The following is a 26048-nucleotide window of genomic DNA, read 5'->3' on the forward strand; positions in this document are numbered from 1 at the left end:
CACTCTTACTTATTTTTACTTGTAAGCTTTTTGGCGATAAATGCCGAAAGCGTATTTATTAAAAGTACAAGCACAAGCAATACAACCGCTGTTGCCCAAGCCTGATCTGTATGCAATCCCTCATTTGCAAGTACATACATATGAATAGCAAGCGTTCTGCCCGAAGACATAAGACCTTTTGCAAGACCCGACGCCGAACCCGATGTATATAAAAGAGCCGCAGTTTCTCCGACTATTCTGCCTACTGCAAGAATTATACCTGCAAGAATACCCGGCATTGCACTCGGAAGAATTATTTTTATAATTGTTCTCAGCTTGCCTGCGCCAAGTCCGTAACTGCCCTCTCGGTACGAGTCGGGAACAGAAAGCAAAGCTTCCTCTGTAGTTCTCATAATTGTCGGTAATACCATAATTGCAAGTGTAAAAGAACCTGCAAGCAATGAAAGTCGCCACTGCAAAGTAGTTACAAAGAATAACATACCGAACAAACCGTAAACAATCGACGGAATACCTGAAAGAGTTTCTGCCATAGTTCTGATAAGTTTTACAAACTTGTTGCCCCTTTTTGCATATTCCGCAAGGTAAATCGCAGCACCTACGCCAAACGGTACGGCAATTACCAAGGTAAGCAAAGTTACCACAACAGTATTGATAATTGCAGGCATACAGGATACATTATCACTGTTATATTCCCATGCAAACAGCTCCGGTGTAATATGCGGAACACCCATTACAAGAATATATACAATTAAAAATACCAGAGCAAGCACTGATATTGCCGCTGCAAGTACAACCAATATAAACAAAACAAGTGAGAGCGGCTTTCTTTTATATTCTCTTAATCTTTGGGCAAATCCTGTTTTATTGATTGCCTTTATTTCATTGTTATCAGCCATTCTTTTCACTCCTGCTCTTAATTGCCTGCATTGAAAGTGTAATAATTAATATGAACACAAACAAAACTACACCTGTTGCTATAAGTGCCTGTCTGTGAAGTCCTGTTGAGTAACCCATCTCAAGTACAATATTTGCTGTAAGCGTTCTTACACCGTCCGTAAGTGATGTAGGAATCTGCACCTGGTTGCCTGCAATCAGGATAACCGCCATAGTTTCGCCGATAGCTCTGCCTATGCCAAGCACAACACCTGCAAGAATACCCGACTTTGCGGCAGGAAGCATTGTTTTGAACACACTTCTCTCTCTTGTTGCACCGAGTGCCAATGCACCCTCGTAGTAATTTTCGGGCACCGCACGGATTGCCGACTCCGAAACGCCTATAATTGTAGGCAAAATCATAATTCCGAGCACTATTGACGCCGCAAGCAAACTTGAACCGTCGACGTCAAAGTTATCTCTGATAAACGGTACAATTACCATAAGTCCGAAAAAGCCGTAAACGATTGACGGAATACCTGCGAGTAATTCTGTTGCGGGTTTTATAACCTTATATAACGGTTTCGGACAAAAGCGAGCAAGGAAAACCGCTGTTAAAATTCCGATCGGCACACCGATTACAACAGCGCCTGCCGTAACATAGATACTACCGATAATCATTGTAAAGATGCCGTAGCTAGCCGGAACATTTGTAGGTGCCCATTCAGAGCCGCCTATAAAATCAAAAAATCCGATTTCTGCCATTGCCGGAACACCGTTGTAGAAAAGGAAAATACATATAAGCACAACTGCCGCTATGCTTGCAAGGGCTGTCAGGAAGAAAACTCCCTGCATAGCCCTTTCTTTAATATTGTTTAATCTCATTTAGTTATATCGCTCCAAACCTTAGCTTCGCCTGTATAGATAGCTTTTACCTGATCCATTGTGAGATTTTCTGTAGTATTGTTTGTATTTACGATTACCGCAATACCGTCTTTTGCAATTGTTGTTGATGTAAGAGCTGTTTCTGTATCTTTAAGCTCTCTTGATGCCATACCGATGTCACAAGTACCCTCAAGTGCAGACTGCATACCTGCCGAAGAGTCTGATGTCTGGAGTTCGATTTCTGCCTTTGTATTTATCTGCTTGTAAGCCTCAATAAGTTTTTCCATTACAGGAGATACCGAAGAAGAACCTGCAACTGTAATTTTGCCCTCCGGCTTTGTTCCTGCATATGCTGCGTTTTCAGATACCGGAACATAACCCTCTTTAGAAATTACTGCCTGACCGTCTGAGCTTAAGATATAATCTACAAAATCCTTAGCAAGACCGCTTAAGTCGCCCTTATAAGCAATGTTGAACGGACGGCTGATTTTGTATTCGCCTGACTTTACATTTTCTGCTGTTGCCTCAACATCTTCAACCTTAAGAGCCTTAACGCTGTCGTTGAGTGAACCGAGTGAAATGTAACCGATTGCTGCATCATTGCCCTTTACATTAGTAATAACAGCCTCAGTACCGTTTACTGTAACTGCATCTGTTCTTGTCGTATCTTTCTTTGTGTCGCCGTCTTTAACAAGAACACCTGTAAGCTCTACGAAAGCATCACGAGTACCGGAGCCCTGCTCTCTTGTAATAACAGAAAGTGATTTGCTTGTATCAAAAGCACTTGTGTTTGATGAACCGGCATTGCTTGAGTTGTCGCCTGATGCTGTTGATGAAGAATTGCCGCCGCAGCCTGCAAATGCACTTGCCATAATTACGCCTGCTGCTAATACCGATAATAATTTTGTACTTGTTTTTTTCATAAATATAATCTCCTCAAATAATTATCGTACTTCTTTTGAGTACGCTCTTAGTTTAGTTAATTTTTGTAAAGCTATTTACCTCCTATTTGTAAAATACCCGTAAAAAATTATTTTAATTATGTTATGAAATAATATTTTCTATAAAAAGTGATGACAAGAGGCAAATAATATGTTATAATATTATAAATATTGATATTTAGGAGGCTGAAACCAATGGAAAATACAAAGATTCCATATAAAATTTATCTTGACGAAAGTGAAATACCTACTCAATGGTATAATGTTCGTGCAGATATGAAAAACAAGCCTGCTCCTCTTCTTAACCCTGCTACATTAAAACCAATGACAGCAGAGGAGCTTTATCCTGTTTTCTGTAAAGAACTCGTAGCACAGGAACTTAACGATACAGACGCATACATAGATATTCCGCAGGAAATTCAGGATTTCTATAAAATGTACCGTCCGTCCCCGCTTATCAGAGCATATTTCCTTGAAAAAGCTCTCGGTACTCCTGCTAAGATTTACTATAAGTTTGAGGGTAACAATACAAGCGGCAGTCATAAATTAAACTCTGCCATTGCACAGGCTTATTATGCTAAAAAGCAGGGTCTTAAAGGCGTTACAACAGAAACAGGCGCAGGCCAGTGGGGTACCGCCCTTTCAATGGCTTGTTCTTACTTCGGTCTTGATTGTAAGGTATATATGGTAAAAGTATCTTACGAACAAAAGCCGTTCAGAAGAGAAGTTATGAGAACTTACGGTGCAAGTGTTACTCCTTCCCCGTCTACAGATACTGCAGTCGGCAGAAAAATTCTTAAGGAGCACCCGGGCACAACAGGCAGTCTTGGCTGTGCAATTTCCGAGGCTGTAGAAGTTGCAACTTCTACAGAAGGATACCGTTATGTACTCGGCAGTGTGCTCAATCAGGTACTTCTTCACCAGTCGGTTATCGGTCTTGAGGCTAAAAAAGCTCTTGATAAATACAATGTTAAGCCTGACATCATTATCGGTTGTGCCGGCGGCGGTTCTAACCTTGGCGGTCTTATATCTCCGTTCGTAGGCGAAAAATTAAGAGGTGAGGCTGATTACAGAATTATTGCCGTTGAACCTGCATCTTGCCCAAGCTTGACAAGAGGTAAGTTTGCATATGACTTCTGCGATACCGGCAAGGTTTGCCCGCTCTCTAAGATGTACACACTCGGCAGCGGATTTATTCCGTCCGCTAACCATGCCGGCGGACTTCGTTACCACGGTATGAGCAGCACACTTTCACAGCTTTACCACGACGGTCTTATGGAGGCTACTTCTGTTGAGCAGACATCTGTATTTGCTGCCGCAGAACAATTTGCAAGAGTTGAGGGTATTCTCCCTGCTCCGGAAAGCAGCCATGCAATCAGAGTTGCAATTGATGAGGCTCTCAAATGTAAAGAAACAGGCGAAGAAAAAACTATTCTCTTTGGCCTTACAGGTACAGGCTACTTCGATATGCTTGCATATGAGAAGTTTAACGACGGTCTTATGAGCGACTATATTCCGACAGACGAGGAACTCCAGAAAGGCTTTGACGGTCTTCCGAATGTTCCGGAAAACTGATATAATTATTATGGAGAGAGGCTTTCCTCTCTCCTTTTTATTATAGTAATTTTTATTAATAATTGTAAAAATATCAACTTAATTAGCCATAACTAACTCGTAACTACTTGACAAAATAATTCTGTTGTGCTATTATTCCATTCGTAGAAAATTATTCTTGAAAGGAAATGACATATATGGCAAAACCAAAGCTTCCAATTCCTGTAACACTTCTTACAGGTTATCTTGGTTCCGGTAAAACTACACTTATCAACCATGTCCTCGGCAATCAGGAGGGCTACAAATGTGCCGTTATCGTAAATGATATAGGCGAAGTTAATATTGACGCTGAGCTTATTCAGAAAGCAGGCGTTGTTACTCAAAAAGATGACAACCTTGTTCCTCTTTCAAACGGCTGTATTTGCTGTACACTTAAGGTTGACCTTATCAATCAGATTGCAGAACTTGTAAAGTCAGGTAAATTTGATTATATTCTCATTGAGGCAAGCGGTATATGCGAGCCGCTCCCTATTGCACAGTCTATTGCTGTACTTGAGGGTGACGAAGAGGAAGGCACTCCTGCTATCTGCCGTCTTGACAACATTGTAACTGTTGTTGACGCACTCAGAATGGCTACAGAGTTTGGCTGCGGCGACAATCTTCTTAAAGACGATGTTGACGAAGAAGACATTGAAAGCCTTGTTATTCAGCAGATTGAGTTCTGTTCTACTATCATTCTCAACAAAGTTGATATGGTAAATGAGGAGCAGCTCGGCAGAGTTAAAGCTATGATTAGAACTCTTCAGCCAAAGGCTAAAATTATTGAGGCTAACTACGGTAAGGTAAGCGTTGGCGACATTCTCAATACAAATCTTTATGACTTTGAAGAAACTGCAGGTTCAGCAGGCTGGGCACAGGCTTACGATAAGGACGAAGACGAGAAAAACGAGCATCACGATCATGATGAGGATGAACACGAACATCAGCACCACGAAGAGGACGAGCATGAGCATCACCATCATCACCACGATGAAGACGAGCATGAGCATCACCATCATCATGATGACGAAGATCACTCTCACTGCGACCACGAGCACGGTCACTGCTGCCACCATCACCACCACGGTGACGATGACGAAGAGTACGGTATCTGTACTTTTGTGTACCACAGCCGCCGTCCGTTCAATCAGGAAAAATTACAGGAATTTGTAAACAATTGGCCAAAGGGCGTTGTTCGTGCAAAGGGTATTCTTTGGTTCTCCGATAAAGACAAGAGAGATTACCTCTATGTATTTGAGCAGGCAGGCGTACAGATTACCGCTACAGAAAACGGCAAATGGCTTGCTGCATTCCCTAAGAGCGAGCAGAAGAAATACTTTAAAGAGTATCCTGATATTGAAGAGCATTGGGATGAAAAATACGGCGACCGTGAAACCAAACTTGTATTTATCGGTCAGCATATGGATAAGCAGAATATTATTGAAAGACTTGACAATTGTCTTGACGATTAATAAAAATAATTACAGGGTTGATTCAGAAAATAGAATCAACCCTGTTTTTTATCAAAAATTGTAATTAATTTATGGTTTAGCACACAGTTAAAATTGTTTTGAAAAAGTATTCCGCATTTAGAATAGAACCTAAATTTTTAATTATTGATATAAAATATAAATTATTCTGATTTATTATCTTCTTTTGTTTTCTTTTTGGCGGCGGATTTAAACGGAACAACCGAACCGTCCTCCTGTTTAATACTTACATTATCGAGAGTATTATCAAACTGTTCTCTGATTTCAGCAAGATACACGGCATAAAGCTGTTTCTGTTCTGCCTGTTCTTCAGCATTAAGTCCGAGTGTTTTCTTTTTCTTTGCAAGTTCATTTATTCTTTTAATTAAATCTTTATCCATAATAATCACTTCCTATGTTAATAATACCACACTGTAAAGTTTTTTGCAATACAAAAGCCGTATCATATGGACAACCATAAGATACGGCTTAATTTTTTACCAGTAACGAGCCTCAGTTTTTACTCTTGTATATGCTTTTTTGCTTCTTGCTCTTGTACGGCGGGCTTTTTTTGAAGCCTTAATATTTTTAATAATATATACACCGCCAAAAATCGAAAGTAAAGCAAGAACTACTACAAACCAAAGACCAACATTAAGATTGCGCTTTACAACTGCCGAAATAATAGCAGGTGTATTGGCTGATGTGTTTGAAAGTGCAGCCTTTGTAACCTTATTTGCAGCCTGCGCTACAACTGCGGCTGAATGTGTATAATCCTGATTTTGTGTATTCTGCAAAACAAATTGTGATGAACCTACCTGCGGCATTGCATACGGACCTGTGTAGCTTACTGTAGAAGCAAGTGCGGAACCGTTGCTTGAAAGTGCTGTTGCCGAGAACATTGCCTGATATGTATCCTGATCCACAATACCTGTAGCTTCAAGATTATTTGCAAGCTGGAATGCCTCAACAGCTTGTACTGTAGTTTCTCCGAAGTAGCCGGTAGCTATTTCATTAAAGAAACCGAGAATAGCAAGTCTGTTCTGAATTGTGAGAACTGAGTTACTCTGATCGCCCAACTGATATGTAGGTGTCTGTTCAGCAAGTTTTGCCTGAACATCAGCATAGGTAGGACAATCTTCCGAGTAAAGAATATCTCTGTCTGTACCTGAAATACCGTCAACATCTACTCCTGCTGCCTGCTGGAACTGAATGTAAGCTGCCTCTGTTGCATCGTCAAACTTACCGTTTACTTCGCCATCATAGTAGCCAAGCTCCTTAAGTCTTTCCTGTATCTTCGTTACTTCGTCACCCTCATCGCCGTTTCTGTAAAGAACAGGCGCTGTAGGTGTTTCTTCTTTTACCTCTTCAGTCGAACTGCTGTTGTCGCTGTCAGTTGAAGAATCGTCAACCGTGTTGTTTGAAGAGTTGTTGTCTGAACTTGAAGAAGAATTGTCGGAAGAATTTGAAGAAGATGGATCTGACGGAGTATTGCTTGATCTGCCCTTTGAATCAAAGTAATATGTAGTGCCGTCAATTGTTCTTGATGTATCTACAATGTATTCGCCGTTTTCATAGTAATAATAATCACCGTTGAACTCTTCCCAACCGTTTTCTATGTAGTCAATAGCGCCTACCTTGTACCACTGTGTCCACCCCATATAATCTACGGTGTCATAGCATACATCTTCGTCATCGTTTCTTGCGTCAACTGCCATACCGTCGCCGATATATACACCGACATGACCATCCATATGAAGACCGAGTCCGTGTATTCGTGGAATACCGTTGCTGACATATCCACTTGCGCTTGATGCATACAGCTGTGAATCTCCGCCTCTTGCGTTGCCTCCGCAATAGGAATAAATAAGACCGGAACAATCTACGGTACCGGGAGTAGCTCCGCCGTAAACATAGCTCCAACCGCTGTAATATGCATTGAGCGCCCACTCTGCAAGACCTGCACCTGTGCCTGATGCATGAGCTGTAGTACTGCCTGCGACTGCGCACGCACCCGAAAGCATTGTTACACTCAACAGCACAGAAGCAATTTTCTTACTTCGCTGCATTGTATTACCTCCAAATTGTGTTAAGTGTAATAATTACATCAAAATTACACTTATTAACAAATTTGTAATAATTATAGCAGATATTCAAGAAAAAATCAACCCCTTGTTTAGCATCCCTCCCCTTTTTTGTTAAAAAGCACAATAAAAACGCTATTATAATTCAATATCAGAATTTTAATTCACATTTAGATTACAAATCAAGTAAATTTTTGTAACATTTTGAAATAATTGTAAATATAATTATTTATTAAACACGAGGCAACAAATAAGCCGCACTCTGACGAGTACGGCTGAATTTGTAATAATTAAATTATTTTTCATCATGTTTGAAATCATTGTCAGAAATATTGTAAGTAGCACCTACACCTTCCTGAGCAAGTTTCTTTTCGTTTTCAATTACACTGTCTTTTTTGTCAGGCCACTTTGCATAGAGAACCTTCAAAAGGATAGGAGTAAGAATTGAAGAAACAATAATGAGAATGATTACAGCTGTAAAGAACTTAGCGTCCATAAGACCTGCGTCAAGTCCCTTTTGTGCAACAATAAGAGCAACCTCACCGCGGTTCATCATACCTACACCGATTTTAAGCGAATCCGTCATATTGAACTTACAAATTTTTGCCATACCGCCGCAGCCGATAATTTTGGTTACGAGAGCTACAGCAACAAGTGCGATTGAGAACCATAATATCTGCATATTAAAGTTATCAAAACTTGTCTGTAAACCGATGCTTGCAAAGAAAATAGGTCCGAAGATCATATATGAACTGATGTCCATTTTTCTTTCAATATAACCCGCATCATTGATGTTACAAAGAATAATACCTGCTACATAAGCACCTGTAATATCGGCAATACCAAAGAATTCTTCCGAACAATAAGCTGCCGCAAAACAAAGAACAAGTCCGAAAATCGGAATTCTTCTTGAATGAGGCCAGTGCTTGCTGATCCATTTAAAGAGGAAGTAAAGTGCAAAACCAAGTACAATTGCAAGTACAAAGAAAAGAATTGTCTTGATGCAAACATCAACAGGTGAAACATCAGGGCTCTTGAAGCCGATAACTACGGTAAGAAGAATAATACCTATAATATCGTCAAGTATCGCAGCAGAAAGTATCGTTGTGCCGACCTTTCCTTTCAGATGTCCCATTTCCTTAAGAGCCTGTACGGTAATACTAACCGATGTTGCCGCAAGAACAGTACCCATAAATATGCCTTCGTAAAGCCGTGTATCCGGAGTACCGAATCCAAAGCCCATATAAACAAGCATACCGCCTACAAGAGGAACAGCAACACCTGACAAAGCAATCAACAATGCAACAGGCCCTGTTTTTACAAGTTCCTTAAGGTCTGTTCCCAAACCTGCCGAGAACATAAGTAAAATTACGCCGATTTCTGCCATACCTGAAATAAAATCGTCCTTAACTACAAGGTTAAGCAGTGAAGGTCCGATAATAAGGCCGGCAATGATTTCGCCAACAACCTGCGGTGCTTTGAGCTTACGGGCAAGAAGTCCGCAAAGCTTAGCAGCAACAAGGATTATGGCAAGATTTCTTAGAATAAGCATTAAATCCATAGTGCGCCCCTTCTCCCTATACATATTAATATAGGAAATATTAAAAATTTTCCACCATATATTTTAGCACTTTTGCTTTAAATTTCAAGACGGTATTGTTAATATCTTAACAGTAGCAACAGTTTTGTCATTATTTACATTTTTTAGTATTTATCTATAATATTTATGTATTTTTTATCTATATACAATTGATTTTAAAATTTTAGTAAATTAGTTGTTTTTTTATGGTATTTTAAATTACCATTTTAAAGACATTCAAGTATTTAAGCCTTTATTCTTAATTTGTAATTAGAAATAATTTCTTATTATTTTGTCGAATATGTAAGAATACAGCATACCTCAATACTAATTTATTATGTAATGCGATAAAAGTAACAAAAAGCGAAAAAAAAACGAAAAAAACATTGACAAATATTTAACAAAGATGTTAAAATGGTATTACTGAAAATTAGAAAATCAGTACCAGTATAAGTTTGAAAGGATCCTTCAAATTATGAAAAAAATATTATGCGCACTTATTGCAGGTGCAATGTGTGCAACAATGGTTTTCAGCCTTGCAGGCTGCGGCTGTTCGAATAAAAACGAACCCGGCTATACCATTGAAGCTACAAAGCCTGACCTTACAGACAACGGCTTTGGTTATTACATTGTAAACAGCAATGAGCTTATGGTAACAGAGTACACAGGTAACGAAAAAAATATTGTTATTCCGGATACCTATAACAACTATAAAGTAACATCAATAGGTCCTAACGCTTTCAGCGAAAAGGACATTGAGAGTATAACAATTCCCGATACGGTAACTGAGATTGAGGGTCATGCTTTCCAGTCATGTACAAATCTTAAGTCGGTTACACTTTCCAAAAATCTTAAAACATTAGGCAATAATGTATTTTTCCTCTGTACTTCACTTGAAGAAGTTACAGTTCCGGGTTCGGTAACAGACCTTGGTCTTTTCACTTTCCAGGGTTCGGGAGTTAAAAAAGTAACTATCGAATCAGGCAGTCTTGAAGAAATCAGAGAATATGTTTTTTATCAGTGCCCTGCCATTACAGAAATCGACATTCCTGCCAATGTAACTAAAATGTCTGAATACAGCGTTTGTGATAACGCAAACACTGTTACAATAAATGCTCCAAAGGGTTCTTACGCAGAAAACTATGTAAAAACCAACGGAAAAACCAACAAGCTTGAATTTAAAGCTGTTGAAGAATAAGTCATCCATTTTCAGCTTTTTGCTGAATAAAATACAAAATGCTAGATAAGAGGTAGATTTAATGAGCACAAAAGAGTATCCGATCGTAGAAAACGCAGAGACTTTTGAGGCAGCTTTAGCAAAAGTTAAAGAAGCTCAGAAGATTTTCGCAACCTACACACAGGAACAGGTTGACAAGATTTTCCTTGCAGCAGCATCCGCAGCTAACAAGATGAGAATCCCACTCGCTAAAATGGCTGTTGAAGAAACAGGCATGGGCGTAGCTGAAGATAAGGTTATCAAAAACCACTTCGCTTCTGAGTACATTTACAATGCTTATAAAAATGTTCAGACATGTGGCGTAATCGAAGAGGACAAATCTTTCGGTATTAAGAAGATTGCAGAGCCAATCGGTGTTATCGCTGCAGTTATTCCAACAACAAACCCAACATCAACAGCTATCTTTAAGACACTTATCTGCTTAAAGACAAGAAACGGTATCATCATCAGCCCACACCCACGTGCTAAGAAGAGCACAATTGAGGCTGCTAAGGTTGTTCTTGAGGCTGCTGTAGCTGCAGGTGCTCCAGAGGGCATTATCAGCTGGATTGACATTCCAAGCCTTGAGCTTACAAATATGCTTATGCAGGAAGCTGATTGCATCCTTGCTACAGGTGGTCCTGGCATGGTTAAGGCTGCTTACTCATCAGGTAAGCCTGCTCTCGGCGTTGGTGCAGGTAACACTCCTGCAATTATTGACGAATCAGCAGATATTCTCCTTGCTGTAAACTCAATTATTCACTCAAAGACATTCGATAACGGTATGATTTGTGCTTCAGAGCAGTCAGTTATCGTTGAAAAGAAGATTTATTCAAAGGTTAAAAAGGAATTTAAGGCTCGTGGTTGCTATTTCCTTAACGACGAAGAGACAGAGAAGGTAAGAAAGACTATCATCATCAACGGCGCACTTAACGCTAAGATCGTTGGTCAGAAGCCTGTTACAATTGCTGCTCTTGCAGGTGTAACAGTTCCTGAAGAAACAAAGATTCTTATCGGTGAAGTTGAAAGCGTTGACATCAGCGAAGAGTTTGCACACGAGAAGCTTTCTCCTGTACTTGCTATGTACAAGGCAGAGGACTTTGAAGATGCACTTGCTAAGGCTGAGCAGCTCGTTGCTGACGGCGGTTACGGTCATACATCTTCCCTCTATGTTGATGCTGTTAACGATAGAGCTAAGATTGACGAGTTTGCAGGCCGTATGAAAACTTGCCGTATCCTCGTAAACACACCATCTTCACAGGGTGGTATCGGTGACCTCTACAACTTCAAGCTTAGACCATCTCTTACACTCGGCTGCGGCTCATGGGGCGGTAACTCAGTTTCAGAGAACGTAGGTGTCAAGCACCTTATCAACATTAAGACAGTAGCCGAGAGGAGAGAAAATATGCTTTGGTTCAGAGCACCACAGAAGGTTTATATTAAGAGAGGCTGTATGCCTGTTGCTCTTCAGGAACTCAAGGATGTTATGGGTAAGAAGAGAGCATTTATCGTAACTGACTCATTCCTTTACAAGAATGGTTATACAAAGCCAATCACAGATAAACTTGATGAGATGGGCATTGTTTACACAACATTTGCTGATGTTGAGCCTGATCCGTCACTTATCTCTGCTCAGAAGGGTGCAGAGGCTATGCGTAAGTTTGAGCCTGATGTAATCATCGCACTCGGCGGCGGTTCAGCAATGGATGCCGGCAAGATTATGTGGGTTCTCTATGAGCATCCGGAAGCTGACTTTATGGATATGGCTATGCGTTTCTGCGATATTCGTAAGAGAGTTTATACATTCCCTAAAATGGGTGAAAAGGCTTACTTCATCGCTGTTCCAACATCTTCAGGTACAGGTTCTGAGGTAACACCATTCGCAGTTATCACAGATCAGGAAACAGGCGTTAAGTACCCGCTCGCTGACTACGAGCTTATGCCAAATATGGCTATCGTAGATGCTAACAATATGATGAGCGGTCCTAAGGGTCTTACAGCTGCATCAGGTATCGATGCTGTCAGCCACGCACTTGAGGCTTATGCATCAATGATGGCTACTGACTTTACAGACGGTCTTGCACTTAGAGCTCTTGAAGTTATCTTCAAGTATCTCCCGGCTTGCTATGACAACGGTATGAATGAGCCTTTTGCTCGTGAGAAAGTTGCTCACGGTGCTACAATGGCAGGTATGGCATTTGCTAACGCATTCCTCGGTGTATGTCACTCAATGGCTCATAAGCTTGGTGCTTTCCACCACATTCCACACGGTATTGCTAATGCCCTTATGCTTGAGCAGGTTATCCGTTTCAACTCTGTAGAAACTCCTGCTAAGATGGGTACATTCCCACAGTATGATCATCCAAAGACACAGGCTCGTTACGCTGAAGTAGCAAGATTCCTCGGTCTTGGCGGTAAGGACGATGCTGAAAGCGTTGAGAACCTCATTAAGGCTGTCAATGACCTTAAGGCGAGAGTTGGTATTAAGAACTCAATCAAGGAGTACGGTATCGATGAAGCTGACTTCCTTGCAAGACTTGACGATATGACAGAGCAGGCATTCGACGATCAGTGCACAGGCGCTAACCCAAGATACCCACTCTTCAAGGAAATCAAGCAGATGTACCTCAATGCTTATTATGGCAACAACAGCGAGACAGTTTAATAGATAAATTATTTCGTTACTTCTCCCCCGTGGTTTCCCACGGGGGATTTTTTTAGGTTCTATTTAAAAATTATGGTTTAGCTGATAGCTTTATCAAGCAACTATAAAAGTTTGGTCGACCTTTTCAAAGGTCGACCAAACTTTTATAATTGATTTTCCAATTTATTCCGCTAAACCATAATTTATTCAACTATTGATAAAAATTTTCCCTTAAAATAGCAAAATCCCACTCTGATTTTTTTCAGAGTGGGATTTTTTTAAGCATTTTCTGCTTGTGTTTGTTTTTCTTTTTCAGCCTGTGCTCTTTTTAGTTTTGTTCTCTTAATAACCTTAAGACGGCTGAATTCTTCTCTTTCCTTTTCATCAAGAGCATCGGAAATAAACTTTACGGTTTCTTCAAATTTAGGAATCATAATGTTCTTAAGAGCGTTGGCCCTCTTCTGTGTTTTCTTGATTGAAACCGCAAGACGGTAAACACTGTTTTCTATCTCGGCAAGCTCTGCGGTAAGATACTTAACTTCGGTGAATTTCTCGTAAGTTTTATCAATACCTGAGTTTGTAAGTCGCAGTCCGTAGTGCAGGTAGGTTTGAGGTTTTTTCTCGCCAATGGTGAGAATCGGAATTTCAACACCCATTACACTTCTTGAATCAAGTTTTAATGAGTCTTCTTCAGGAATCGTGTTTGAAAGGTCATCGCAAAAGCCGTTTGTAACATTGGCAGTCTGAAGTGCTATGTAAGCTTCTTCATATGCATTGTCGATCTTCTCCTGAATTGCATTGGCGTGGTCGATAAGCGTCATCATTTCTCTTATAAGAATATTACGCTTACGGTCAAGCAGTTCATAGCCGTTTTTGGCAAGAGCAAGCGACTTTTTGGTGTTCATCAGATTACCTTTTGTAGGTACAGCCTGTACAGCCATAGATGCTCAGCACTCCTTTCTGACGGTTATTTCTCAACATAATACTTGTCAAGAATCTGATCGTCAACACGGTCAAGTTCTGATTTCGGAAGTGTAGAAAGTAATTCCCAACCGAGGTCAAGGCTCTGTTCGATACTTCTATTTTCGTTGAATCCCTGATTAACAAACTTTGATTCAAACAGTCTGCCGAATTCAATATATTTCTTGTCGATAGGGGAGAGTTCTTCCTCACCGATAACAGATGCAAGTGAACGAGCGTCAATTACCTTTGCATATGATGCAAAGAGCTGGTTTGCAAGTGCCTGATGATCTGCTCTTGTGTAACCCTCACCGATACCGTCCTTCATAAGACGGGAAAGTGAAGGAAGAACGCTTACAGGCGGATAAAGACCTTGTCCCTGTAATGAACGGTCAAGTACAATCTGACCCTCTGTAATGTAACCTGTAAGGTCAGGAATCGGGTGAGTAATATCATCGTTAGGCATTGTAAGAATAGGAATCTGTGTAACAGAACCGTTCTTGCCTTTAATCATACCTGCACGCTCATAAAGTGATGCAAGGTCTGAATAAAGATAGCCCGGGTAACCTTTTCTTGCAGGAATTTCACCCTTTGATGATGAGAACTCACGAAGAGCCTCGGCATATGAGGTCATATCTGTCATAATAACAAGAACATGCATCTCAAGCTCAAATGCAAGGTACTCGGCAATAGTAAGAGCACATCTTGGAGTAAGTGTTCTTTCAATAATCGGGTCATTCGAAAGGTTTAAGAGCATTACAACTCTTGAAAGTACGCCGCTTTCTTCAAAACTCTTTCTGAAGTATTCGGCAACATCTTTCTGAACACCCATTGCTGCGAATACTACGCAGAAGTTATTAGCATTTGCACCGCTGATTTTTGCCTGACGAACAATCTGTACCGCAAGGTCATTGTGCTTCATACCTGTACCTGAAAAGATAGGAAGTTTTTGACCTCTGATAAGTGTCATAAGTGTATCAATGGTAGAAATACCTGTGTTGATGTAGTTCTTAGGATAAATTCTTGAAACAGGGTTGATAGGTGTGCCGTTAATGTTAGCACGCTTTACAGGGAAAATATCTCCGAGTCCGTCAATAGGTCTGCCTGCACCATCAAGTACACGACCGATAATTTCAGGAGAAAGAGGCATTTCCATTGGGTGACCTGTAAGTCTTGTTCTTGTATTTGTAAGGCTGATTCTTCTTGTGCCCTCAAATACCTGAACAACAATCTTTTCACCCTCAATCTGTACGACACGGCCCTGTCTTACTGTGCCGTTATCAAGGCGGATGTCAACAATTTCCTCGTTGGAAACGCCTTTTACTCCGTCAAGAACTATGAGTGAGCCGTTAATTTCTTTAACGCCGACATAATCTATAATCATTGTGCGTTTCCTCCTTACATAATTGAGTCAAGCTTTTCATCAATTTCCTTGATATATTCATCAAAGAGTTCAGGCTTGCTGTTAGGAATATCATATTTCATCTTTGTAAGTTTATCGAACAAACCAAGCTCAATAACCTTTGAAATAGGAATTTCCTTGGTAACAACCTTCTTAGCCTTATCGTAAAGGTGAAGAATTGTTTTCATCATAAGTTTCTGCTTTTCAAGCGGAACATAAGTATCATCAGCGTGGAAAGCATTTTGCTGTAAGAAACCTACACGAACTACTCTTGCAGCTTCAATGACAAGTTTCTGGTCATCAGGAAGTACATCGGAACCGATAAGTTTTACGATTTCCATAAGCGAACTTTCTTCCTGAAGAAGTGCACTGATTCTGTTACGATACTCAATAAAGTCTTTACCGAGGTTTTCTTCAAACCAAGGGTCAAGGTCGTTAAAGTATTCGCTGTAGCTGTTCATCCAGTTAATAGCAGGATAATGTCTTGAATAAGCAAGCGACTTATCAAGTGCCCAGAAACAACGGGTAAATCTTTTTGTGTTCTGTGTAACAGGCTCGGAGAAGTCTGAACCCTGCGGAGAAACCGCACCGATAAGTGTTACAGAACCCTCACCGCCTGAAAGAACTTCCGCACGGCCGCCACGCTCATAGAACTCGGCAAGTCGTGAAGGCAAGTAAGCCGGGAAACCTTCCTCGGCAGGCATTTCCTCAAGTCGGCCCGAAATCTCACGAAGAGCCTCGGCCCAACGAGAAGTTGAGTCAGCCATCATAGCAACATGGTAACCCATATCTCTGTAATATTCGCCAAGTGTGATACCTGTGTAAATTGATGCCTCACGGGCTGCAACAGGCATATTTGATGTGTTGGCAATAAGAACGGTTCTGTCTGTCATAGGACGCTGTGACTTAGGGTCGATAAGTTCAGAGAATTCTTCGAGTACCTGGCTCATCTCGTTACCACGCTCACCGCAGCCTACATAAATAATAATATCAGCGTCGCACCATTTTGCGAGCTGGTGCTGTGTCATAGTTTTACCTGTACCGAAACCGCCCGGTATAGCGGCTGTACCGCCCTTAGCAATAGGGAAGAGAGAGTCAATAACTCTCTGACCTGTAATAAGCGGAATTGAAGATGCAAGTCTGTCCTTTACAGGACGAGCGGTTCTGATAGGCCATTTTTGACAAAGTGTGAGGTTGTGCTCAACACCGTTATCATCTTTAATAACAACAATTGTGTCAAAAAGCTTGTATTGACCGTCAGGCATAACCTTGGTAACAACGCCTGAAAGTTCAGGGTGAACCATAAGTCTGTGTTCAATGATTGGTGTTTCGGGGAGTGTAGCATAAATCTGACCACCCTCGAGCTTGTCGCCAACCTTTACTTTCATTGTAACATTCCAGAGCTTTTTGTCATCAAGAGAAGAAACAGATGCACCTCTGTCAATGAAAGCGCCTGCCTGTTCCTCAATAGCCTTAAGAGGACGCTCAATTCCGTCAAAAATATTATCAATAATTCCCGGTCCGAGAAGTACATTCATAGGTGCGCCTGTACCTGTAACAACATCTCCCGGTTTAAGACCGGTTGTTTCTTCATATACCTGAATTGTGGTAAAATCAGAAGTTATACCGATTACTTCACCGACAAGGTTCTGTTCACCTACATGAACCATTTCCATCATTTCAAAGCAATCAGCATCTTTTACGGTAACAACAGGTCCGTTAATTCCATAAATAACATTATTTTCCATTTGTATTACCATCTTCTTTCGGATAAAATCAAGAAGGTCAATTAGTTAAGAACGCTCAGACCTGAGTTCTCAATAAACCATTCTCTCTGTGCAGAGAGCTTTGTGTCGAGTGTTTCATCGGCAACAATTCTCATTGATTTGCAGTAGCCTTTAAGACCGCCGATTTTGATTGAGTTGTCTTTAACAAGTTCAGCCATTCCGTGGAATGCGGCAAGGATTTCTGTTGAATACTTCATATCCTTTTCATTTATATAAACAACACAACGGTTATCGTCAAAAAGTTCTGCAATCTGTCTTGCACTGTCAACAAGTTTTAATTTATATTCTTTGGTTTCTGTGTATTTAATAAGCTTTTGTGCAGCCATTTCAAATACTTCGTCAGTCATTTTTGCTCTTTCTCTAAAGAGTTTTTTCTGACTTTCCTGAACAAGTCTGGCAAGTTTGCTTGTTTCTACATACTTTTTAGCTTCAAGCTGCTGCTGTATGTAGCGTTCGCTGTCACGCTTGCCGTTTTCTTCGGCTTTTTTGAGTTTTTCTTCCTTTAAAAGCTCAACTTCAGTATTGGCAATAGACTTTTGTTCTTCGGTGTATCTTTGTATGGCTTGCAAAAAGTTATCGGTTTTTGTGGTATTTTCCATATTAATAACCTCTCAGCTCATTCAGAGTTTTACGCCAATAGCGTCCTGAACATATTTTGTGATACTGTCTTTGGTGCGTCCGTTGCCATGACGGTCGGGGATTTCTACAATCAAAGGCTTTTTGCGGTTGAGCTTTAAGTCATAGATAAGGTCAGGGCAGAGAGAAACAAGAGTTTCTGTCATAAGAATAACAGCCACATCTTCTCTCTCCATAGCCTTAGTAAGCTCTCGTGTAACCTCTTGTTCCGTATGAACAACTACACCGTCAATACCTGCAAAACGCATACCCATTTTAGTATCAACATTATCGCTTATAAGAAAAAATTTCATTTTTCGTCATATCCTTTATTTCTTCAATTAGCTGAAGAGAATCAAGATTGAGATAAGCATACCGTAAAGGGCAACACCTTCACCGAGAGCAACGAAGATGATTGCTTTACCAAATGCCTTTGGATCTTCACTTGTTGCGCCGATAGCTGCAGGAGCTGCGTTACCAACGGCAATACCACCGCCGATACATGAAAGGCCAACTGCGATAGCTGCGCCGATATATGCAAAGCTCTTAGATGACTGCTGAGCAACCTGTACTGCCTCTGAAACTGTGTTTGCATCTGCTGCACCTGCTACGATTGGGCAAAGAAGGCAAATTGCAAATACTGCTGCGAATGAAGCAATCTGCATTAAAACTGTTTTCTTTCTGTTATGACCTTTTTCGTAAGCCTTTACAGCTACAACTACTGATGCTACAAGAAATACAACAGGGAGTGCCAACATAACTAAATTTAAGATGCTCATAATGATTTACCTCCAAAAATAAATAAACAATAAAATATATAATTAAGTTTTTCAACTTAACTGTTTTGTGTAAGTTTTAGCTTGACAGGTTCGTATGGTCTGCCTTCGCCTGAATAGAAACGGCTGAAAAGCTCATAGTATTCAAGTCTTAATACCTGAATTGCTACGAGGAGAGCCTCAAGTACCATTACTATAACATTACCTACTACAACAATTGGCCAGTAGGCAATAGGACCTGCGGTTTCGGCAAGAACAAATACAACCATCATCATACCTGCGTGAACAAGAACGAATGCGCCTACACGCAAGAAACTCATTGTGTTTGTTACATAGCTTAAAAGAACTTCAATTGATTCAAAAATATTTTCAACAATGTAGTCCTTCCAGCTTTCCGGTTTCCAGTCAGGTTCTTTGTTTACCAATCCGCCAAGCGGCTCGGCAAAGAAAATTAAGATAAACGGAATTACAATCAGGAATATAATGTACGGAGCGTTGAATACGGGAAGTCCGAACAAAAGCTGACCTGCAATACCGAATACTATTGCGCTGTAGAAAATTATACCTGCCACACCGCTCGTGCTGAACAATGCTCTGCCATAATCCTTTTGACGGATTGATGTGTAGACATTGAGGAACATTGCGGTAATTAAAAGGAATACGCCAATGCCTATGGCTACAAGAATAATCTTTGTTGCCATTTCGGAGCTCATTACCTCAATAGGCTTTTCTTCAAGTCCGAAGAGAGCTTTGTACATGGGGTCGAGCAAATGCTCAAATCCGAACACACTGCCGAATACAAGTCCGAAGAATGCAGATGAAATACCGCACGGTGCAAGTATTTTACCAATTGCCATCTTTTTGATTTTATACATTAATATACCTACAACAGTAAGGCAGATACCCTGACCGACATCGGCAAACATAATACCGAATATAATAATGTAAGTTATTGCAACAAAAAGTGACGGGTCAATTTCATTGTATTTTGGCACGCCGTACATTGAAGTATAAAACTCAAACGGTCGTGCAAGGAAACAGTTTTTGAGTTTAACAGGCGGAGATTTTTTAATCTCGTTCTTTGCGTCTGAAAATTCAACTGTAACGCTTCTGTGTTTGCAAAGTCGTTTTTTAAGCTGTTTTGCAAACTCGGTCGGCACCCAGCCTACAATAATAAAACTTTTATTGTATTGCAAAGCTTTAGTTCTTATAGTTGAGTACAAAGAAAGTTCTTCAAGTTTTGACAAATATTTTAAAATTCTTTCTTTGTTAATGGAAAGATAATCGTCAATACGCTTTTCGGTATCTTTGTAAACATCCTCAAGGTGGGGAATAAGTGCCGTAAGTTTTTTCATATGCAGAGTTGGCGTTGAATTAACACCGATTATGTCGCATCTCTCAAAGAAAAGACTTGAAAAAACTCTGTCAATTTCTTCTGTCTTATCAGCAGGAGCAAGATAAACGCCCCAATAATAAGCTTTATCTTCTGTACACACCGAAAAATCAATATAAGGGTCATCCTTATAATTTTCCAGTTTTACATAGCTGTCCTTAGGAAGTCTTCCGAATCTTGCATTTACATATTTAAGCTCAAGCAGCTTTTCTATTTCAATGTCAAGTCCGACAAAGTGCTTTGTTTCGTCAAGATTTTGTTTTGCCTCAAGCAATTGCTCGGCGGCAAAATCTCTGTCTTCAACAAGCTCGTTTAGTTCATCGCAAATCTTATTGCAAAACAATTGAATATCCTGATATGTCGGATTAAAATTGCTTACATCGACAAGCGGGAACTGCCTTTTTGTAAGTCCTAATGAAGCCTTGAGGTTAGTGAGATGTTCGGCATAAATATTTTTGGTCTGAAGATGTGAAAAGCCTTGGGTATTGTTGTAAAAAACAGACACATCATCGGGATGAAAAACTCCCGATTCTCCCAAAACGGTAATAACATCGTCAATCTCATCCATAAAGCCGATTATATTAACAGCTTGCATGGTTGATACAGCCAAATAAAATCACCTCTTTGTTAGTGGTACTGCTTACTAAACGATAAGCAGGGACTGTATTTTTTTAGAATCAAGTTTATATCGTGTACCTTCAATCAAGGTTATAATATTCATAAGCTCGGTTTCGGCAACGAACATATATGAAATCATCACAACAGAAGGATTGTTTGAGAAATACATATTCTTTCTTGCAAGTTTGTATTTTACTCTTGGGCTGATGTCACTTGCGTAAACATAACCTATTTGCTCAATCAACTTACCGGTGTGAGTTTCCTGCATTACGGAGAATACTTCTCCGGAGGATTCCGCACGGCACATTCTGTCGAGAGTTTTTTCACTGATGCTTGAGAAAGGGTAGAGCAGGTTGTTTTTTATTTGCTCCGGTGTAAGGTTATAATACTTTTTAAGACGAAGTACACGGGAGAAATTATTGTAATCGTTGATTACGGTAAAAAGCTCCATAAGCTCTTTTCTTTCAGTGCCTTTTGTTTTGCTCTTTATTACCTTTTTGAGGTTGGAGAAAACAAAAGTATAAAGATCATTTTCAATATCCGATATAGGCAAAAGATTGTTTTCGTCGGGCTTGTATTTTTCAAATATTTGAGAATACTTTGTATTGCTCAAAATGGTGAGAAATTCATCGTAATTTCTTGCAAGCGCAAGTTTCTGCAAATCAATCTCCGTATGTTTTGCAAAATATGTCGGATACTGATAAATAAACTTTTCAGTAGATGAAGTATTCAGCAAAGTGAGAAAGCGCATTATCTGTTCAATCTCGGTTCTGCTTATAACATAAGCTGAAAAGCCGGTGCTCATCTGGGAATCATATCTGCAAAGCGAGTCAAACTCATAGAAAAGATGCTGCCTTAAAAGAACCTCAAGTCTGCCACGGTGAACATCACGCTCATTTATATCACGCAATGCCTCCGCATAGTGCGTATATGACTTAAGATAAGACATTACTTCTGCAACACTGTTTGAGTTAAGCAAACTGTTGTAGTCCTTTTCGGTAAGTCTTTTACCAAACTTTGCTCTTGCTTTTGCAAGCACCGCAAACGAAGTGGAAGACACAGCTTTCGCACCTCCTTTAAAATAATATGCTTAATAAATGGATAGTTATCCGATAGTTCGTTTAGCAATTTCATCTGACCATTTGTCAGCATTTGCCTCGAAATCAGATTTAAGTTTAATTAAAACAGATTTATGCTTCTGACGAGTATCCTGCCACTGATGTCTGATGTCCTTGTCAATATAAGCACTCTGGCGCTCAATGGTTTCGTCAGCTTTTGACATATAGGAATCGTAGATTACCTTTGCTTGAGCGTCAATCTCTTTGGCAAGAGCTTCTTTGTTTTTTTGATTTTCTTCATCGAAGGCTTTTGCCTCAGCGTCTGCTTCAACAATCTGTTTAATCATATCCTTCAAAAAATCACCCCCTGAAATTAGTTCTTGAGAGCCTGAAGCGGTGCAGGAATTCTTCCTCCTCTGTTGATAAATTCAGCCGGTGAGCCTTTTCTTAGCGGCATTACAGGACCGTAGCCGAGAAGTCCGCCAAAGTTAAGTGTTTCGCCTGCTTTTTTACCAATAGCGGGAATAAGTCTTACAGCGGTTGTCTTAGTGTTTACCATACCGATAGCTGCTTCGTCTGCAATAATTGCAGAGATAACCTCGGCACTTGTGTCACCCGGTACAATAATCATATCAAGACCAACTGAACATACGGCTGTCATAGCCTCAAGTTTAGTTATGTCGAGATATTCGTTTTCAGCTGCATAAATCATACCTGCATCCTCCGATACCGGAATGAAAGCGCCGCTAAGTCCGCCAACATGTGACGAAGCCATTACGCCGCCTTTCTTAACAGCATCGTTAAGAAGTGCAAGAGCAGCAGTTGTACCGTGACATCCGCATACTTCAAGTCCCATTTCTTCAAGAATATGTGCAACACTATCGCCGACTGCCGGTGTAGGTGCAAGTGAAAGGTCAACGATACCAAAAGGAACGCAAAGTCTTTTGCTTGCTTCTTTTGCTACAAGCTGACCCATTCTTGTGATTTTAAATGCGGTTTTCTTAACCATATCGGCGATTTCGGCAATATTTTTGCCTTCGCCGCCCTTAGCAAGAGCAGCTCTTACTACGCCCGGTCCCGAAACACCGACATTGATAACTGTATCAGCCTCGCCGACACCGTGGAAAGCTCCTGCCATAAACGGGTTATCTTCAGGAGCGTTACAGAATACTACAAGCTTTGCAGCGCCGATGCAATCACGATCTGCTGTAGCTTGAGCAGTCTGAACTACAGTTTTACCCATCATTTTAACTGCGTCCATATTGATACCGGCTTTTGTTGAACCGATATTTACCGAAGAGCAAACAAAATCGGTAGTTGCAAGTGCTTCGGGGATACTCTCTATAAGCGCATAGTCGCCGCTTGCGAAACCTTTTTGTACAAGAGCGGAATAACCGCCGATGAAGTTTACGCCGAGTTCTTTTGCGGCTTTGTCGAGTGCGTGAGCAAATTTTACTACCTTTTTACTCTGGCATGGTGCAGCTACCATTGCGATAGGGGTAACTGAAATTCTCTTATTTATAATAGGAATACCGTACTCCCTCTGGATATCCTCGCCTGTTTTTACGAGGTCTTTGGCAGAACGGCAGATTTTGTCGTATACCTTTGTGCAGGCTTTGTCAATATCGTCATCAATACAGTCTAAAAGTGAAATGCCCATTGTAATTGTTCTTACATCGAGATTTTCGTTATCAATCATATTGATAGTTTCAAGTATATCTTTTGTTTCGAGCATAGGTGTTTATCCTTTCAATCCATATTTAAGGGCAAATTAAATTCTGTGCATACTGTTGAATATATCTTCGTGCATTACATGAATCTTAGTTGCGGTAGCCTCTCCGACAGCGTCAAGGTCGGTTCTTAACTTTTCAAAATCAATTTTCTCTTCATTGAATTCAATAAGCATAACCATTGCAAACATATCCTGAAGAACGCTCTGTGTTACCTCAACGATGTTTGCGTTGTCAGCAGCACAAGCGGCTGATACCTTTGCAAGTATTCCGACTGTGTCCTTACCGATTACTGTAATTATAGCTTTCATAAGTTACCTCCGTATTTGCAAGATTTTAATTTTATTCCTGCAAAAGAATTATAAAAGAATTATATGATTGTTTATTATCATTACCTTATTATATAACTAAAATCTAAGAAAGTAAAGCCTTATATTGCATAAATTTGGCGAATATGGTATTATTTATTACGGAGGCTTGATAACTATGATTTTATGTGATGTTCATATTCATTCAAACAATTCTTTTGACGCTGAAAATACAGTGGAAGAAATGTGTAAATCTGCCCTAAATAAGGGATTTTACGCAATAGCAATTACCGACCATTGCGAAGCACCTTTTATCAAGTTTGGCTATAACAAAGAATTCGGAAATTTTAACGAAAGAATACCTTTGTCATTTTTGCAAACCAAAAACGCACAGATAAAATATAGACAAAAACTCAAGGTTTTATGCGGAATAGAGCTCGGCGAGCCTATGCACGATCCGGAATGTACCGAAAAAGCGCTTTCTTTTGGCGATTTTGACTTTGTTTTAGCGTCTTTGCACAATTTAAAAAATATGGAAGATTTCTATTTTATCGACTTTAATAATTGTAATATTTCCGAAATTTTGAAATTATATTTTAATGAACTTGCAGAAACAGCGACCTTCAGTGACTTTGACAGCCTTGCTCATCTTACATATCCTTTAAGATATATTTTTGAAACAACAGGGGAATATCCTGACCTTACACCTTATCAAGATGTTATTGACGATATATACAGAACACTGATTTCAAACAATAAAGCTCTTGAAATTAATACTTCGGGTTTATTCAAACCTATCGGCAGAACTTTGCCCGATGAATTTCAGCTAAAGCGCTACCGTGAACTCGGCGGAAAGCTTATCACTGTCGGAAGTGATGCCCACACAAGCACTGCTGTCGGAAACGGAATAGAAGAGGGAATAAGACTTGCACATAAGTGCGGATTTAAGTCGTATACTATCTTTGAAAAGCGCCGCCCGATTGCTATACCGATAGAATTTTAATTAAACTATATCGTATATCTTAATAGATATTGTGTTGTTTATCATATTATAACGCAAGTTTAAAATAATTCAACCGCTAATTTTGGTTACTGTATCTATTAATGTACAAAACTATAAATATTGTTTAATAAACCGAATAAAAACAAATAAAAAACAGACATTTCTCAAAAGTTGGAAATGTCTGTTTTGTGCTTTAGCTTAATTATATTATGTCAAGACAGCTTATTATAATGTCTTTGCAAGTTCTTTTATGTATTCTCTTAATTGGTCTTTAGTTTCGGGATGTTCAAGACCTACTTCGATTTGAGCCTGAAGAATACCGAATTTATTGCCCATATCGTATCTTCTGCCCTCAAATTCAACGGCTGTCATACCATCTGTAACAGCGATTTCACGCATTGCGTCTGTAAGCTGAATTTCACCGCCTATGCCCGGCTGTGTTCTTTCAAGAATTTCAAAAATTTCTGACGGAAGAACACATCTGTCTATGATAGAGTAAAGTGAGAGAACTTCCTCCGGAGTTTGCGGTTTTTCTTTCATATCTGTGCATTTAAATACATTGTCGTAAATATGCTCAACTTTAAGTGAACCGTATTTATGAATGTCTTTTGCATCAACTTTTTTAACGCCGACAACACCTTTGCCAAACTCGCCGTAATGTTCAATAAGCTGACCTATGGCTGGTTTTTCGCCTACAATTGCGCCGTCGCCGAAAAGTACGGCAAAAGGTTCATTGCCTACAAAAGACTTTGCTTTTAAAATAGCGTGGCCTAAACCCTTCATTTCTTTCTGACGAATGAAAGTGATATTTGCGAGATTTGAAATACCTCTTACTGTTTCAAGAAAATCAAGTTTGCCGCTTTTTTCAAGGATTGCCTCAAGTTCAGGGGATGCATCAAAATGGTCTTCGATAATGCCTTTACCTCTGTTTGTAACGATAAGAATATCTGTTATTCCGGCTGCAACTGCCTCTTCAACGATATACTGAATGGTCGGTTTGTCTACGATCGGGAGCATTTCCTTTGGCATTGATTTTGTCGCGGGAAGTACTCTTGTGCCGAGTCCTGCTGCAGGTATAACTGCTTTTGTAATTTTCATATTTTCCTCCGATATT

General features: G+C 40.0%; 23 protein-coding genes. 5 read left to right on the forward strand and 18 right to left on the reverse strand.

From position 1 onward, the window contains the following. Window positions 1–5: 5 nt before the first annotated feature. Genes pstA through AAAY30_RS01725 form a run of 3 tightly spaced genes read right to left on the reverse strand, consistent with a single transcriptional unit; the run spans window position 6 to window position 2681 of the window. Window positions 6–896: a phosphate ABC transporter permease PstA gene (gene pstA / locus AAAY30_RS01715; RefSeq protein ID WP_295053856.1), complete on the reverse strand. Its 891-nt coding sequence runs from the start codon at window positions 894–896 to the stop codon at window positions 6–8. Then, window positions 889–1758 carry a phosphate ABC transporter permease subunit PstC gene (pstC, locus tag AAAY30_RS01720; protein WP_499215741.1) on the reverse strand — a complete coding sequence of 290 codons (870 nt, stop codon included), beginning with the start codon at window positions 1756–1758 and terminating at the stop codon, window positions 889–891. The genes pstA and pstC overlap by 8 nt, the downstream gene beginning before the upstream one ends. Continuing rightward, complete coding sequence (locus AAAY30_RS01725; protein ID WP_295027111.1) at window positions 1755–2681, reverse strand: substrate-binding domain-containing protein; 927 nt, start codon at window positions 2679–2681, stop codon at window positions 1755–1757. Before AAAY30_RS01725 ends, pstC begins: the two co-directional genes overlap by 4 nt. Window positions 2682–2894: 213 nt before the next feature. On the opposite strand from AAAY30_RS01725, the gene AAAY30_RS01730 reads away from it, so the two are divergent. Next, complete coding sequence (locus tag AAAY30_RS01730; RefSeq protein WP_022234597.1) at window positions 2895–4274, forward strand: TrpB-like pyridoxal phosphate-dependent enzyme; 1380 nt, start codon at window positions 2895–2897, stop codon at window positions 4272–4274. Between the two features lie 176 nt (window positions 4275–4450). Next, window positions 4451–5764 carry a CobW family GTP-binding protein gene (locus tag AAAY30_RS01735; protein WP_252559577.1) on the forward strand — a complete coding sequence of 438 codons (1314 nt, stop codon included), beginning with the start codon at window positions 4451–4453 and terminating at the stop codon, window positions 5762–5764. Between the two features lie 161 nt (window positions 5765–5925). Here the strand turns inward: AAAY30_RS01735 and AAAY30_RS01740 are convergent, their stop codons facing one another. From AAAY30_RS01740 to AAAY30_RS01750, 3 genes are all read right to left on the reverse strand, one after another. After that, window positions 5926–6162 carry a DUF896 domain-containing protein gene (locus tag AAAY30_RS01740; protein ID WP_022234595.1) on the reverse strand — a complete coding sequence of 79 codons (237 nt, stop codon included), beginning with the start codon at window positions 6160–6162 and terminating at the stop codon, window positions 5926–5928. A gap of 96 nt (window positions 6163–6258) precedes the next feature. Then, window positions 6259–7830 (reverse strand): peptidoglycan-binding protein, encoded by a 1572-nt coding sequence (locus AAAY30_RS01745; protein ID WP_249376389.1) that lies wholly within the window; start codon window positions 7828–7830, stop codon window positions 6259–6261. Window positions 7831–8140: 310 nt separating this feature from the next. Beyond that, window positions 8141–9406 carry a cation:proton antiporter gene (locus tag AAAY30_RS01750; protein ID WP_252559576.1) on the reverse strand — a complete coding sequence of 422 codons (1266 nt, stop codon included), beginning with the start codon at window positions 9404–9406 and terminating at the stop codon, window positions 8141–8143. Between the two features lie 493 nt (window positions 9407–9899). Between AAAY30_RS01750 and AAAY30_RS01755 the strand changes: the two genes are divergently transcribed. Together AAAY30_RS01755 and adhE are read left to right on the forward strand one after the other, a co-directional pair. After that, on the forward strand, window positions 9900–10622 hold the full coding sequence (locus tag AAAY30_RS01755) for a leucine-rich repeat domain-containing protein (protein ID WP_249376391.1): 723 nt from the start codon (window positions 9900–9902) through the stop codon (window positions 10620–10622). Between the two features lie 61 nt (window positions 10623–10683). Further along, a complete protein-coding gene (gene adhE / locus AAAY30_RS01760; RefSeq protein ID WP_295026286.1) occupies window positions 10684–13305 on the forward strand; it encodes a bifunctional acetaldehyde-CoA/alcohol dehydrogenase in 2622 nt (873 codons plus the stop codon). Between the two features lie 257 nt (window positions 13306–13562). Here adhE and AAAY30_RS01765 read toward each other — a convergent pair whose 3' ends face one another. Genes AAAY30_RS01765 through AAAY30_RS01815 form a run of 11 tightly spaced genes read right to left on the reverse strand, consistent with a single transcriptional unit; the run spans window position 13563 to window position 23934 of the window. After that, a complete protein-coding gene (locus tag AAAY30_RS01765; protein ID WP_252559605.1) occupies window positions 13563–14225 on the reverse strand; it encodes a V-type ATP synthase subunit D in 663 nt (220 codons plus the stop codon). A 26-nt stretch (window positions 14226–14251) separates the two neighbouring features. Next, a complete protein-coding gene (locus tag AAAY30_RS01770) occupies window positions 14252–15628 on the reverse strand; it encodes a V-type ATP synthase subunit B (protein WP_022234483.1) in 1377 nt (458 codons plus the stop codon). A 14-nt stretch (window positions 15629–15642) separates the two neighbouring features. Further along, window positions 15643–17394: a V-type ATP synthase subunit A gene (locus AAAY30_RS01775; RefSeq protein WP_022234484.1), complete on the reverse strand. Its 1752-nt coding sequence runs from the start codon at window positions 17392–17394 to the stop codon at window positions 15643–15645. 41 nt (window positions 17395–17435) lie between these two features. Next, entirely contained in the window at window positions 17436–18032 is a 597-nt protein-coding gene (locus AAAY30_RS01780) for a FliH/SctL family protein (protein WP_022234485.1), read from the reverse strand. 21 nt (window positions 18033–18053) lie between these two features. Next, window positions 18054–18362 carry a V-type ATP synthase subunit F gene (locus AAAY30_RS01785; RefSeq protein WP_022234486.1) on the reverse strand — a complete coding sequence of 103 codons (309 nt, stop codon included), beginning with the start codon at window positions 18360–18362 and terminating at the stop codon, window positions 18054–18056. A gap of 27 nt (window positions 18363–18389) precedes the next feature. Beyond that, window positions 18390–18827 (reverse strand): ATP synthase subunit C, encoded by a 438-nt coding sequence (locus tag AAAY30_RS01790; protein ID WP_022234487.1) that lies wholly within the window; start codon window positions 18825–18827, stop codon window positions 18390–18392. A gap of 56 nt (window positions 18828–18883) precedes the next feature. Then, window positions 18884–20827: a V-type ATP synthase subunit I gene (locus AAAY30_RS01795; RefSeq protein ID WP_186934925.1), complete on the reverse strand. Its 1944-nt coding sequence runs from the start codon at window positions 20825–20827 to the stop codon at window positions 18884–18886. Window positions 20828–20860: 33 nt separating this feature from the next. Continuing rightward, complete coding sequence (locus AAAY30_RS01800; RefSeq protein ID WP_186934924.1) at window positions 20861–21895, reverse strand: V0D/AC39 family V-type ATPase subunit; 1035 nt, start codon at window positions 21893–21895, stop codon at window positions 20861–20863. A 45-nt stretch (window positions 21896–21940) separates the two neighbouring features. Continuing rightward, window positions 21941–22249 (reverse strand): hypothetical protein, encoded by a 309-nt coding sequence (locus AAAY30_RS01805; protein WP_022234490.1) that lies wholly within the window; start codon window positions 22247–22249, stop codon window positions 21941–21943. Between the two features lie 17 nt (window positions 22250–22266). Next, window positions 22267–23628, reverse strand: a complete 1362-nt coding sequence (locus AAAY30_RS01810) for a PFL family protein (RefSeq protein WP_186934923.1) — start codon at window positions 23626–23628, stop codon at window positions 22267–22269. A 36-nt stretch (window positions 23629–23664) separates the two neighbouring features. Then, window positions 23665–23934, reverse strand: a complete 270-nt coding sequence (locus AAAY30_RS01815) for an ACT domain-containing protein (RefSeq protein WP_195410495.1) — start codon at window positions 23932–23934, stop codon at window positions 23665–23667. A gap of 175 nt (window positions 23935–24109) precedes the next feature. Here AAAY30_RS01815 and AAAY30_RS01820 point away from each other — a divergent pair, with 175 nt between their 5' ends. Further along, a complete protein-coding gene (locus AAAY30_RS01820) occupies window positions 24110–24934 on the forward strand; it encodes a histidinol-phosphatase HisJ family protein (protein ID WP_337782019.1) in 825 nt (274 codons plus the stop codon). Window positions 24935–25159: 225 nt separating this feature from the next. Here the strand turns inward: AAAY30_RS01820 and galU are convergent, their stop codons facing one another. Continuing rightward, on the reverse strand, window positions 25160–26032 hold the full coding sequence (galU, locus tag AAAY30_RS01825) for a UTP--glucose-1-phosphate uridylyltransferase GalU (RefSeq protein ID WP_022234494.1): 873 nt from the start codon (window positions 26030–26032) through the stop codon (window positions 25160–25162). Between the last annotated feature and the right edge of the window lie 16 nt (window positions 26033–26048).

The organism is Ruminococcoides bili (genome assembly GCF_040093295.1).
Taxonomy (GTDB): Bacteria; Bacillota; Clostridia; order Oscillospirales; family Acutalibacteraceae; genus Ruminococcoides; species Ruminococcoides intestinale_A.

Coding starts and splice junctions, on each gene's coding strand:
- AAAY30_RS01765 (WP_252559605.1), bottom strand. CDS start 14,225: ATGGCTGTACAGGCTGTACCTACAAAAGGTAATCTGATGAACACCAAA.
- AAAY30_RS01790 (WP_022234487.1), bottom strand. CDS start 18,827: ATGAGCATCTTAAATTTAGTTATGTTGGCACTCCCTGTTGTATTTCTT.
- AAAY30_RS01725 (WP_295027111.1), bottom strand. CDS start 2,681: ATGAAAAAAACAAGTACAAAATTATTATCGGTATTAGCAGCAGGCGTA.
- AAAY30_RS01730 (WP_022234597.1), top strand. CDS start 2,895: ATGGAAAATACAAAGATTCCATATAAAATTTATCTTGACGAAAGTGAA.
- AAAY30_RS01815 (WP_195410495.1), bottom strand. CDS start 23,934: ATGAAAGCTATAATTACAGTAATCGGTAAGGACACAGTCGGAATACTT.
- AAAY30_RS01820 (WP_337782019.1), top strand. CDS start 24,110: ATGATTTTATGTGATGTTCATATTCATTCAAACAATTCTTTTGACGCT.
- adhE (WP_295026286.1), top strand. CDS start 10,684: ATGAGCACAAAAGAGTATCCGATCGTAGAAAACGCAGAGACTTTTGAG.
- AAAY30_RS01775 (WP_022234484.1), bottom strand. CDS start 17,394: ATGGAAAATAATGTTATTTATGGAATTAACGGACCTGTTGTTACCGTA.
- AAAY30_RS01740 (WP_022234595.1), bottom strand. CDS start 6,162: ATGGATAAAGATTTAATTAAAAGAATAAATGAACTTGCAAAGAAAAAG.
- AAAY30_RS01810 (WP_186934923.1), bottom strand. CDS start 23,628: ATGCTCGAAACAAAAGATATACTTGAAACTATCAATATGATTGATAAC.
- AAAY30_RS01785 (WP_022234486.1), bottom strand. CDS start 18,362: ATGAAATTTTTTCTTATAAGCGATAATGTTGATACTAAAATGGGTATG.
- AAAY30_RS01780 (WP_022234485.1), bottom strand. CDS start 18,032: ATGGAAAATACCACAAAAACCGATAACTTTTTGCAAGCCATACAAAGA.
- AAAY30_RS01750 (WP_252559576.1), bottom strand. CDS start 9,406: ATGGATTTAATGCTTATTCTAAGAAATCTTGCCATAATCCTTGTTGCT.
- AAAY30_RS01755 (WP_249376391.1), top strand. CDS start 9,900: ATGAAAAAAATATTATGCGCACTTATTGCAGGTGCAATGTGTGCAACA.
- AAAY30_RS01745 (WP_249376389.1), bottom strand. CDS start 7,830: ATGCAGCGAAGTAAGAAAATTGCTTCTGTGCTGTTGAGTGTAACAATG.
- pstC (WP_499215741.1), bottom strand. CDS start 1,758: ATGAGATTAAACAATATTAAAGAAAGGGCTATGCAGGGAGTTTTCTTC.
- AAAY30_RS01770 (WP_022234483.1), bottom strand. CDS start 15,628: ATGATTATAGATTATGTCGGCGTTAAAGAAATTAACGGCTCACTCATA.
- pstA (WP_295053856.1), bottom strand. CDS start 896: ATGGCTGATAACAATGAAATAAAGGCAATCAATAAAACAGGATTTGCC.
- galU (WP_022234494.1), bottom strand. CDS start 26,032: ATGAAAATTACAAAAGCAGTTATACCTGCAGCAGGACTCGGCACAAGA.
- AAAY30_RS01735 (WP_252559577.1), top strand. CDS start 4,451: ATGGCAAAACCAAAGCTTCCAATTCCTGTAACACTTCTTACAGGTTAT.